General features: G+C 44.8%; 14 protein-coding genes. 3 read left to right on the top strand and 11 right to left on the bottom strand.

Going from position 1 to position 11,613, the window contains the following annotated elements:
* From RM811_RS20000 to RM811_RS19985, 4 genes are all read right to left on the bottom strand, one after another.
* On the bottom strand, window positions 1-208 hold a 208-nt coding region (locus RM811_RS20000), incomplete at its 3' end, for a hypothetical protein (RefSeq protein WP_402527644.1).
* A gap of 9 nt (window positions 209-217) precedes the next feature.
* Window positions 218-457, bottom strand: coding sequence for a hypothetical protein (locus RM811_RS19995; RefSeq protein WP_402527643.1), 240 nt, complete (start codon window positions 455-457; stop codon window positions 218-220).
* A 123-nt stretch (window positions 458-580) separates the two neighbouring features.
* Window positions 581-865: a hypothetical protein gene (locus RM811_RS19990; protein ID WP_402527642.1), complete on the bottom strand. Its 285-nt coding sequence runs from the start codon at window positions 863-865 to the stop codon at window positions 581-583.
* Complete coding sequence (locus tag RM811_RS19985) at window positions 858-1,508, bottom strand: AAA family ATPase (RefSeq protein ID WP_402527641.1); 651 nt, start codon at window positions 1,506-1,508, stop codon at window positions 858-860. Before RM811_RS19985 ends, RM811_RS19990 begins: the two co-directional genes overlap by 8 nt.
* Window positions 1,509-1,990: 482 nt before the next feature.
* Here RM811_RS19985 and RM811_RS19980 point away from each other — a divergent pair, with 482 nt between their 5' ends.
* From RM811_RS19980 to RM811_RS19970, 3 genes are all read left to right on the top strand, one after another.
* A complete protein-coding gene (locus tag RM811_RS19980) occupies window positions 1,991-2,440 on the top strand; it encodes a thermonuclease family protein (RefSeq protein ID WP_402527640.1) in 450 nt (149 codons plus the stop codon).
* A gap of 269 nt (window positions 2,441-2,709) precedes the next feature.
* Window positions 2,710-2,904, top strand: coding sequence for a hypothetical protein (locus RM811_RS19975; protein ID WP_402527639.1), 195 nt, complete (start codon window positions 2,710-2,712; stop codon window positions 2,902-2,904).
* 28 nt (window positions 2,905-2,932) lie between these two features.
* Entirely contained in the window at window positions 2,933-3,166 is a 234-nt protein-coding gene (locus RM811_RS19970; RefSeq protein WP_402527638.1) for a hypothetical protein, read from the top strand.
* A gap of 298 nt (window positions 3,167-3,464) precedes the next feature.
* Here the strand turns inward: RM811_RS19970 and RM811_RS19965 are convergent, their stop codons facing one another.
* From RM811_RS19965 to RM811_RS19935, 7 genes are all read right to left on the bottom strand, one after another.
* Window positions 3,465-4,991 carry a protelomerase family protein gene (locus RM811_RS19965; RefSeq protein WP_402527637.1) on the bottom strand — a complete coding sequence of 509 codons (1,527 nt, stop codon included), beginning with the start codon at window positions 4,989-4,991 and terminating at the stop codon, window positions 3,465-3,467.
* A 668-nt stretch (window positions 4,992-5,659) separates the two neighbouring features.
* A complete protein-coding gene (locus tag RM811_RS19960; protein ID WP_402527636.1) occupies window positions 5,660-5,953 on the bottom strand; it encodes a hypothetical protein in 294 nt (97 codons plus the stop codon).
* A 145-nt stretch (window positions 5,954-6,098) separates the two neighbouring features.
* Window positions 6,099-6,563, bottom strand: a complete 465-nt coding sequence (locus RM811_RS19955) for a hypothetical protein (protein ID WP_402527635.1) — start codon at window positions 6,561-6,563, stop codon at window positions 6,099-6,101.
* Between the two features lie 124 nt (window positions 6,564-6,687).
* Window positions 6,688-7,242, bottom strand: coding sequence for a hypothetical protein (locus tag RM811_RS19950; protein ID WP_402527634.1), 555 nt, complete (start codon window positions 7,240-7,242; stop codon window positions 6,688-6,690).
* A 138-nt stretch (window positions 7,243-7,380) separates the two neighbouring features.
* Complete coding sequence (locus RM811_RS19945; protein ID WP_402527633.1) at window positions 7,381-8,040, bottom strand: hypothetical protein; 660 nt, start codon at window positions 8,038-8,040, stop codon at window positions 7,381-7,383.
* A gap of 948 nt (window positions 8,041-8,988) precedes the next feature.
* A complete protein-coding gene (locus RM811_RS19940) occupies window positions 8,989-10,587 on the bottom strand; it encodes a primase-helicase family protein (RefSeq protein ID WP_402527632.1) in 1,599 nt (532 codons plus the stop codon).
* Between the two features lie 521 nt (window positions 10,588-11,108).
* Window positions 11,109-11,613, bottom strand: a 505-nt coding sequence (locus tag RM811_RS19935) for a hypothetical protein (RefSeq protein ID WP_402527630.1), incomplete at its 5' end; no start/stop codon positions are given.

Genomic DNA, 11,613 nt, shown 5'->3' with positions numbered 1-11,613 from the left:
CGACCCGCTTCATTTCTTCAAGTATTACACCCTGGAAGTTATCGTTGATGCCTTCATTGAAGAACTCAAGAGTAATGATGTCGTTGTGTGCAGAGACTTCAGGGTAGTCACAGCCTGCTTCAATCAGGCTGTCGGACAGGTTCATCTGTTCCTCATCGCTGAACCGTCCTTGCAGGATAAAGCTAAAGTTGAATGGTGATTGGCTCATGGTCTCTTATTAACCCTTGTGAAAGCATTTATCGACGTAATTTCTTATCTGTCTTGCGTGCCCTTCTGGGTTGCCTGGTGTGCTCCAGATTGATCTGCGCTTACATCCTTCCTGTGATGCTAAAGAGCAAGACATTATTCCCCATGCATGGGCACTTTTTCCCGCCTTTTCTACTCTCCATTCCTTTGATTCAGCGTATCTAAGGGCTTCCTCAATCTCTTTGTTGGGGTGTTTTTTTCTTGTAGTCATAATTCAGTGTTACACCTGTAACATTAGAGACAGATAACACCCCTGTCAATAAGCAGGGGGATCACTCGAAAGATGGAAAGTATCACTGGGTATTCGCTGACTTCAAGAGGTGTTTTTTCACAATTATTGGTTATGCCTGTCCAAATATTCCCTGACTGCTTCTCTGGCTATCGCTGCCATTGATCGGCAGTCAGCTTTTGCCCGTTTCCGCTTTTTGGCCAGCACTTCCATTTCGTCATACATGCTTACGGCCATAGTGAATGTGATCCGTTCCAGTGGCTCATCTTCTGCCGGTACTGGTTTCTTGCTGCCATAGGGTTTATCAGCCATTTCATCGGCCAGTGCTTCGGCCTTACTGGGATCTACATCTTGTTTCTTGCCTGCCTGCTGGCTGCGTGTTTTAACCATGACTGAAAAGCTCCTGATGCAGTGCGGTGATTTCCTCGATAGCCTGCTTATTGCTGCCTTCCAGAACCGATAATCCTTCGCTCATAACATCCCGGTATATTTTCCGGTATCTGCCAGCAGATTTAAGCGGGGTAAATTCGGGAAACTCAGCCACATAGGATTGGAAGTCATTACGCTCGGTTTCGATAACCTGCACGTTGGTGGATGCCATTGTCTGGTAGATGAATATCTTCAGATCCGGGTTCAGGTCGATGACTCGGATAATCTGTTCCTGAAGCTCGCCCAGCGTGTCCAGATCCAACTGGCTGCATTGGTGCGGTGCAATGACCATATCGGCGACAGTGGCGGCTGTGATCATTTCACGGCTGTTACGGCCTGCTACGTCCACGATGACGTGGGTGAACTTCTCGTTAAGGGTTTGCAGTGTCTTGGTCAGGTTGTCGTATTTCTGGATAAGGGTTATTGCCGGGGTAATGTCGGCTGATTCCCTCTCCTGATGCCACCTGGCTGCACTGCCTTGTCTGTCGGCATCGACCAAACATACATCATTATTGCTGTCACTTTTGGCGAGAATTACGGCCAGATTACAAGAAAGCGTGGTTTTTCCGCTTCCGCCTTTATTGCTACCCACTAGGATTATCAAGGGTTCACGTCCTTTTGCTGTTTACTGTATACCGTATACTGTATACCGTTTACAGTATCAAAGCCTAGTCCCTGAGAGTAGAAAAAAAAATAATTTGTGTGTGCGAAACCCTATATATAGCTGTGCCTCCCCTCCCCCACCTGTCCACCTGCGCCCCTGCTGGCTGGTCGGGGGGGCCCAATCCCTGCTGGCAGGGTCTGCTGCTGGTCGGTTTACTGCTGCTGGCCCTGCTACCTGCTGGGAATTTCTTATTTCACTGGTTAGATTGCTCATCGATGACGTGATACCAGTCTAAACACTGGTTATCCCGTGCGGACGTTGCACGGTTTCAATAATGCAGTGTCTAACTCCTAACGTGTTCACGCTCGTTTACGTCTGAGAGCCTATAATCACTGGCTTTCAGCCATAATCGGCTATTGCTGGCTTTATCTCTGAGTGTCACAGTTACCGTATGATTCTCTGAAAACAATAAAGGTCGTGGTATGACGGTAATCAAAAGCCTGAAGATCGGTGCTGCTCTCCTGCTGCTTTGCCCTGCTGTTGCTCTGGCCAGTGATCGGAAGTCTTACGGGGATGTTGAAGTGCTGGAAGTGGTGAGTATCTACGATGCAGATACATTCAGAGTCAATATTGCCGGGTGGCCTGACCTGATCGGGAAGAATATCTCTATCAGGGCTGATGGTTTTGATGCTCCCGAGATTCGAGGTAAGTGTCAGGCTGAGAGTGAAGGTGCCCAGATTGCACGGGATCTCACGGTTAATGCTCTGGAAGGTGCTGATCGGGTGTTACTGCGTAACGTGAGGCGTGGGAAATACTTTCGTATCATTGCTGATGTTTACATCGATGGTGAGTCACTAAGGGATCTGCATTTAAGCAGTGGTACTGCACGGCCTTATGCTGGCGGTAAGCGTGAAGGTTGGTGTGGTTTGTAGGCGGGTTTAGTCCCCACTGTCGTGGGGAACACTCGATCCTTCTGTCTTGCCAGTTGGGTCGATCCGGTTCATCCCTACGTGCGTAGGGAACAATAGTGTTAGGTTGACCGCTAGCCTTGCAGGGCTAACGATCGGCTCAAACAAAAGCCTCGGAGGCTCCGCAGCAATGACCAAATCGTTGCGTGTCTTGAAGTTATCACGATCCTTAAAAGTTGGGAATATGGTCAGGTATGTTTTTTTTCTGGCCCGTACAGATGGATACCAGGAACATGACTGAAGAAGAAAAAAGAGAAAGGATTGAGCGTTGTAAGCGGGATAATCCCGATCTGCCTGAGCAATTCATTGCTGATGCGCTGGAAGCTATGGACGAAATGAAGGATGGAAAGGCCGTGCCATACACTTTCGGCTTTGATGGTGATGATGATGCTGATGCTGATGATGAGGAAAGTGATAGCGAGACATAACCTGCGCTAATCAGTAGAGGATTTAGCTATGGAGAGAAGTATCAATCTGCCTGCCTGTTTTGGGAAAAGTTACGTCGAAAGCTGTCGGGCTACTGAGATACCAGTAGACGAGCGTCGTAAAGCACTAGCCAGTGACGTTAGGCAGTTTCTCAATACTGGTGGTGTTATCAAGGTATTGCCTCCTGCTGGTGACAGGGGCGGGATTATCCGTGTTATTGAACAGATCCGGGAGGCAAAACAGGTTGCCAGTGTCACCAGTTAAAAAAAAAGCCCCGCACATTCGTCAGGGCTTAATAGGTTTTATAGTACTCCGGTTTAATTATACGCTTTCAGGCTGTTTTCCAGTAGTTTGCTGAGTCCTACTCTCAGCCAGTGGGAACAGCCTTTCTGTCTGATCAATATCAGTATCAGGGGCATAAGTTCTATCGGTACTGGTTCGGATAGTCTCAAATTAAGGATCTGGTTATACTGGTTACTGCTCATTTTGTAAGTCTCTCTCTTGGTACTGCTTTGTGGGCATCCACCAGCAAGGCCGTAATCCTTGCTGGTGGAACATTCATTTAATCTTCACTCTCGGTTTCTTTTTCGCTATCACTCTCAGCTTCAGTGATACCAATACGTTCAAGGTATCCTTGGACAGTATTAATATTTATCCGTTTTCCGCTAACCGGGATTCTGCTGAGTCTTCCTGATGTCATTTCTGCCGTTTTTAGGTGTCCAGATTTGGCCATTGCTATCAAAGTACTGTGCAATATATGAGTTGCCTTGGCTCTTTTGTTGGCTAGAACGTCCTCTGTTTTTTTCTCTAATAGCTTTATCAGCTTCTTATCAATGTCTTCCGGGTCAGCTTCAGGTGCCTGCGCTTTTTCGATAGAGCGATCAAGTTCTATTTGCTTATAGTTCCTTGAAGCCCCGAAACCATGCTCTCCGTAGCCGAGAATGGATGTTGTGTAAGCATCCTCGCTTATCCCTTTTTGCAGTGTAGGTTTGTTTATCTGGTATGCGAGAGTGCTATACATGGCTCTCATTGACTTGCAGGTGACGCCCTTCATATCCAGCCAACTGGAATAAACGTCATTGATCATCCGGTTAGAGTACTGTGTAACTCCCCTATTGTGTGCTATATCATTCTTTCCGTGCTCTGGGTCGCCTATCGCAGCAACTACGGGCACTCCAAGCATATTCGGGAACTCTACATTGACCGATGAGACAGTCTTCTGAACTTGCTGCATCGTCTTGATTATATGACTTGCCGTACAAGTGTCTGAAGCTATCAATGGTATAGGGTAGGCTCCTAAGTCCTCATGTAGTCCCCTGTCTCTGGTTTTTAACTGGCCATCGAATAATGCGTTGTTGCCTTTTAGCTTATCAAGACTGCCAGTCTTTAAAATCTCTGTAGGTCTACGGCCAGTGACAACTATCAAGGCTGCTGCTTTTGCCTGCCAACTGGCTGATTTATTGAGTAGTGTTTTGTGCGCCAGTTCGATGATGAAATCAGGGTTTACTCTGATACGGTTATCGTGCTTTTTTCTGAGCACATCCGGGGCTTCATCATTGATTATTTTGGATAGCATAATGGTGGCTCCATTGAACTTATAATAAGCATGGTGCTCTGGCTGTATGCTGTTGAGAACGATCTTGACCTTGGAGTTCTTAGCTTTCTTACTATGAGTCCGGTACAGCTTCTTTAATGCTGTCCTGATGCCTTCTATATCATCATAATTGAACAGGGCTAAAACGTCCTCTGAGCCCCCTAAAGCCTCAAGTATTTCGTCCTTCAGGTACTCCATATTTTTCTCATAATTATGATTTATGTACTCAAGTGCCAAAATAGCGTTCTTATAGTTCCTGATGACTTCTTTGGCGGTGTTTATGCTGACGCCATTGTCTGTTTTTTCGTAGTCTGTGATCCAATTCCCGTTGGCCAATTTTGAGCGAGTGCTCACCATTGTAATGCCTAATTTTTTCAGCTCTCTGGCGACCTTTTTATTTATTGAATTGGTCGGGTTTTTTGAGTCCATGTTTACCAGGTACTGAACCAGCTCGTGAGTCTTCTCTAGTCGTGAGTTCTTTACGTCCATCATCATCTCTCTCTTGGGTGTTTATCTAACTGTGCATCACATTATAAACGCTAATACGTAATAGTCAACAACTGTGCACCACTCTGACCAACTAAAGTGGTACACACTTTAACTGTGCACAATGATAAAAATTTAACTGTGCACTACTACAATATTCTCAACTGTGCACTACCTCACTACCGCAACTGTGCCACACTCTAATCCCATCTGTGTACGATATCTTATAAGATATCGTACACAGATGGGATTAGAGTGTGGCACAGTTATGAATCGGGGTTGGTATAGTGGTGCACAGTTATGATGGAGGTATAGTGGTGCACAGTTACAAGGAGTTGTAGAGTTGTGCACAGTTGCTATATAGAGTAGTACACAGTTATATAATATGTATATTATTATGGTGCACAGTTGATAGCCTGTCGTATATGTTACTCTTATGTGGTGCACAGTATTAAGTTGTTAATTGGTGGCGATGATATAAACAATAAGGTTATTGTCGTTTTTCGTTCGTTCATCTGGGTATGGTCGTACTAAATACCATCAGGGATATTGGTCATCTGTCCTGCATGTAACGGGAATTTAGGAGGGAGCCCCAAAATTTTTTTTCCTCAAAATTTCAGGACTGATTGACCTGTTGATCAGGATTTATTGCTGTAACTGGAACGTTCAATGTGCGGTTAATATATGGGGATGACTTTTGGATCCCCTGGCCCTATATGCTGAGTGAACGTCACTTTAGGTATTATCTGCTGCTGGCCAGCTTCCGGTTCGGTTGCTTTCACCATAACGTATGGCAGTAGCGGTTGAATCAGTTTTAGCTGTAGTTCAATATCCATTTCTGCTATCTCTTCTTCTTTTTCGAGAATGGATGCGATACGACGGTTCACAAAGTCCGAAATCAGGCTCCGTGATTCAGATGATATCTTGTTTAGTGTCCCTTTCTGTCTACCACCAGTCTTAATCCTCGCCATTGTCTTTACTCCGCAAAGTTAATGTACCCGGTCAAGTATTGACGGTATCCACTGGGCGACAATGGATTTTTACTGTTTCCTGCAAGCTGGCCACTGATCGGCAGGTATAAAAAAAGCCCCGATTAAAGGGCTTTTGGCATATTTGTTAATGTATCAGTGTTTTGTTTTGAGGATTTTCACTGACTGGCGGCTCGTAATCTTCCATGTACGGCCTCTCAAAAAGTTCACTAGGGTCACTGCCTGTACGGGTTAAGTAAGGCTCATCAGATACGCCTGCTGGTAAACTCTTCTTCCCGTCCTGTCGTAGTGGCAAGCATTCTTCTTTCCGATAAATTTTGTAGTCGGATCGCAAAAATGCCTCATTAGGTGCGGGGTCGAGCCAGTCTGATTGATGCATTCTCATATAAAGGCAACTGTCGGCATATTTCGAGTCTTTAAAGCCCTCGATGATTGCCAGCGTGTCATCACTCTTTATGAAAAAAGAGGGCTCGTTATTCGAGAGAAAAAGACCTATCAGTAATGTCTCTCCACTGGCAGATTCGCGATTACTACAGCTAAAGGCCCTGTACTCTTTTCCCTCGAAGTAAAGAGTTTTTAGTAGCTCTGTCACAGTGATATTCCTTCTTAACTGTCGGTGTTGTCTGTCATATAAAGCCTGCTTGATGAGGTTTTATGAGTCAGGCATAAAAGGCCCCGATCAGGAGCCTTATCTTTACCTGGGAACCGATTTTTTCTCAGAAAGGAATGTCAGGAACACCGTCATCATCAAAACCATTAAGGGGTTGAGGCTGTGGCTCATTCTGAGGCTGCTGGCTGGATTGTTGCTGAATAGGTTGCTGATATACGGGTTGCTGTGGAACTTGCTGCTGAGGCTGGAAATGAGCCTGCTGAGGCTGTTGTTGGGGTTGTTGCTGATAAACGGCTTGTGTCTGAGGTTGTTGTTGCTGGTAAGGCTGTTGTGGTGCCTGCTGCTGGTAAGCCTGCTGCACTGGCTGAGGTGCATTGTCAGGAAGGATCTCGATGTCACCATCAATATTCTTGTATTCCTTGTCTTCAGAGTCGGTGGTGCATTGGTAATCAATCCGTACCTGCTTACCGATCAACCGTTCAATATCGTCAGTAGTGCTCTTAAACTTTGACAGCGTGTATATCTCGCCAGTATTGGTCTTGAACTTCATTTTAATAAAAGGGTCGCCGTGACGGGTGATGCCTTCATGGGTAATTGCCCGGATAACACCTTCGATTTCATAAAATTCAGTAGGCTGACATGCGGGATTTGGGGAGGACATAGGCATAAAATCTCACTGAAATAGCATTAAATTTACCCTATGTATTATAGTTCAAGATTGACCTGTAGGCCTTGGTACTGCTGGCTTTAGTCTATTTTGTTCTAGTCTTTTTTATCTCTTTTTCAGGTCTTTTTATACTCAGTATGAATGCTGATTACTGACACAAATACAGACAGCCATATCCTTACTTCTCACCAGTTCCCGGAGCTCGTCATTGAGTTTCTTATTTCTGCCGTACAAAGAGTAAAAATCGGTATGGGCATTGATAACGACGGGGATCTGCTTCTTGACCAGTGTCAGGGCTTCAATGGCTGCAATAACACAGCAGGCACTTGCAGACTCATTATCCAGTGTCCCCGAAATCCGTTTTGAATGCTGGCCATGTTTCAGGACTGCTTCGTAATGACTGGGTTTTCCTGAGTGGCCCTGAATCCTGATGTTGATCCGATCAGAGTCACTGCCTGACAATATTGCCTTGGCAGTGTCACCAGTGGCCTTAACAATCACACCGGGTTGCATCTGGCTTATGTCAGAGATCCGTTCGGCATTCACCGTCTTCACATTGTCAGGCTTGAAACAGGTTTCCCGATGCTGACTTCTGGCTTCTTCCAGTCTGGCCAGTAACTCATCGGTGATGGTATCGGGGAATTGATACCGGATACTTGATGAGATCCCTTTAACCTTGATGTTATGGAGCTTGCCAATGCCTGAAGCAATGAAGATCTGACGGGCTTTCCTGACCAGCGAGGGTTTTATGTCGGATACCAGGTTAAGCAGTTCAGCTTTTGAAAGGGTCATTTCGCGGCCTGCGTACCGATCAATGATGATCGAGGCCGTTTGTACTGCTGGGGATAGCTTCATAACGCTCTCACGCTGAACACTAGAAAAAGAGGGTGCGTTTATAGTCCGCCGACTTGGACCTGCCCAACGAGGGACGAGCCACCTGTGCCATTGCTTTTCCAAGCTGTGCCTGATGAATACTACCACCAAACCATTAAATATCAAGCAACAAATACCGCTACAGCCCACGCCACTACTAGCCTGAACCGGATTTCCCTACAACCCATAAAAGCTAAAAAAAACAACACTGAAAGGCTTTTCCACCTGCCCTTCAGGGCTCTGGGCTGCCTGCTGAACTTCCGGGGGAGCGAAGCGGGGGCAGCGCCCCTTTTGAACCTGGGATTTTTTCTAATTTAGGTGACTTTAGACGATGTAATTCGTTAAAACTGCTCTGTAGATACCATGGTTACAAGACTTCTCTTTAGTTACGGGTAGGTTACGGGTTTGTTACGGGTTAGAGGTTGGCTGTAGACCGCATGGTTACGGGTGTTACGGGTAAAACGGGCTGGTTTGAAAATCCTCAGGATTTATTTTTCTTTTTCTTGTGAGTTTTTCAATATTTACCCGTTTTACCCGTAACTCCTGTAATTACGAGGCCTGTAGAGGATGTGGCTACCCGTAACAACCCGTAATAGATTTGCTTTACCCGTAATTAAATGCCTTTTTTTTGATGAAATCGTGATTTTTGAGCAAAAAAAAGTCCGAAAATATCGGACTTTTTGCGTTTTTGGGGGGTAAAAAGGTCTTTTTTTTGTATTTTTTAATGTTTTTGTTATTTTTTTATCTTTTTTTCTATACCTTAACTCGCTACACCCCTTTGTATTAAAGGGATGTAGCGATTTTGTTTTTTCTTTTTTTTTATCTTTTAGAAAAATGAAAAAATGGCTGATTTACCCGTAACAGGCTTTACTCCCAGTCAATAGAGCCTTTCAAAAACTTCTCAAATGCGTGTCTGGCTTGGTCTAGAGGTGGGAATACTCTTACTCTTTCTAATTTACCTGTAAGAGTATTTTTCTCAGGTTTTGATTCGATACCGGCTTTATTTAAAGCCCTGCCTATCGCTAGTGTAGGATCTCCGTGTATAGGTTTCATTTTCCTTCTCTCCATCCACTCTAGGCATGCGTCGTAACACTCATGATTGGATAGTGATGATCCAGGCCAGACGCCTAGAACTATTCCACCGTTGGCCAGAATGTTATAGACCCATCTTTCTTCGGGTTTCAGGCTATCTATTTTCTGTCTAACTAGTTCGCTGGTCACAGGTGCGTGATGTGGGTCGAAGTCAGATATATCCACGACCATTAGGTATTGCAGAAGTTTTTCAGCAAACCGCCTATGTTCAGGGTGGGATTGCTGCATGTAAGCCCGTTCAGAGAAGTAGGCTTTATCCTGTTTTACATGCTCTGAAACACTGAGGAAAAAGTATCTGCGGTCATCATTTTCAACAACAACAATGTTTTCACTGTTACTGGCTAAAAATATGCGCATTTTGTTGGGCACCCTTATGGCATCTATCCCTTTGCGCTCAATGCGAGTGTAGTTTTCTGAAATTAGCCCTTTGAGCATATCGCTAGCTTGCTTGCTGCCTGCAAAGGCTTCGTCAAAAAATATCAGTACCTTTGATTCAAGGGCTGCGTTAAATGTTCCTGTGACGTCTTTTGAATTAGTTGTTGCCAGTGCGTGCCCCCCAATAATGGTTATTAAAGGGTTTAAAAATGTTCCTTTACCGACACCTTGTCCAGCTTTTAGCACTACAGCCACAGAAGGTTTGTCCCAAGGTTTTTTAACCATGTGAGCCATGTACCCTACAAGGTATCTGAAGTTTCGTTCATCCCCTGTACAAATTACATCCCTTACGTGCTCCATATATTGAATAAGTTGCGGGTCTTCTTTTAATTCTGACAGTGTAAGTTTGGCTGGTTTTACTCCAAAACCTTGCCAGATATTGAGCCTGCAATTTGGGGTTAGTGTTAGTGGTGGACGGGATGGATCGAAGTCGAGGCTGCCATCAATGAAGTTTGCATCGGGGCTGTTTAACCATACTTCGCCCTTGGACTTCATTATTTTATTTTCGCCTTTGTATCCGATTAGGATCTTTGAGTCATGTAGCCATTTTTGTTTAAATTCATCAATGGTAAAAAATTCCGGTTGTAGTCCGGTGCCTACGTCGGCTCTTATCATTCTCAGAATACGGTTCTTGCCGCTGATAATAACGTGGTAATAGCTTCGATTTAGTTCTTTTACACACTGGCTTATGTGATGGGAATAGTCTGGAGATCCATCAGAAGCGAGTCTGATGACGTTATCCTTATAGACAGCCTGGGACGTTATTTGCCTATCAGTAGCTGCTTTATCCTTACCGTTGGTTTTTTTTACTTTCGTGGATACAGTCTTTTCATTCTGCTTTTTTGGTGCTTTTACAGCCTTTTTCGCCGATGTTATGGCGTTTTCGGTTGCGTTTTCTTGGTTACAATCTGTTACAATCGTATCTGTTGAGTCTGACACGCTCTAATCCCTTTCGAGCATCCAGCATGTCAGGCAAAGTTTTTTTTTACAGGGCGGGTTCATAATGCTGAAAATACCTGTAATATTTGCCTTACAAGTCTTCTTAATAACTTCTAGTTCTTAAAAAGACTCTCTGCTGGAAGCGGTGAGCTCTGTCAGTTGTTCCCTGCGAAAAGATCAGACTGATAGAGCGATTGTTTAGCAAAAAGCCTCGGCATTATGTCGGGGCTTTTTGCTATCCGCATTCTGTTCGCGCCAACTGGCACGAATTTTCAAAAACTGCCTTTATGGTACTGGTTATCATTGGATAGTTGAACAGCTATCACTGCTGCAATTAGAAATAACAATAACGATAAACCGATAGTTAGCCCGTAAATTGCAGGGTTTATCGCGCCTCTAGCGGGATATAAAACTGGGTGCAGGCGCTTATATTTTACGCCTGCACTTGGGCGACTAGCGTCTGGTAGTGATAAGCATCAACCTGCTTCCATATCCGTTGCGCTTGGTTTTTCCGTCTTTGGTTAGCTTTGTCTGGTTTGATGTTTTTGGATCTGGGGAAGTGTTTTTTTTATATTGACTGAATGCCTTCTACTGCTAACCCTGTGGTTTGTTTTCATTTCCTCTAGTCGAGTTCGAAGCTGCTTGAATGCCCGATTCTTAAGTGCGGATTCAGTTATTCTTTCTAGGTATTGGGTAGTATCGGTATCACGAATCATGGTTCTCACGCTGATTGCGTTCCCTGCGTTTTTAAGTGCTTTGGCCATTCCACAGTCTTTACTGGATAGCTTGCCTCTTGCGTTTAGCCATACAGCAACCTCTGACCAGCTCCACTTTTCACCATAAGCGGGTGCCGGGAAGTCTTCTGCTGCGGATATTTGCCGTGAATAGCGGCTGATGTTCATTTTGTTGATACCGCTTCTTTCAGCAATATCAGAGACAGTAACAGCATCGGTTTCAACCAGTGATGAAATGAATACTCCGAGGCTTTCGACCCGCTTCATTTCTTCAAGTATTACACCCTGGAAG

This window comes from Endozoicomonas sp., assembly GCF_031844845.1.
Taxonomy (GTDB): domain Bacteria; phylum Pseudomonadota; class Gammaproteobacteria; order Pseudomonadales; family Endozoicomonadaceae; genus Endozoicomonas.
This window is presented reverse-complemented; position numbering and strand designations above follow the sequence as displayed.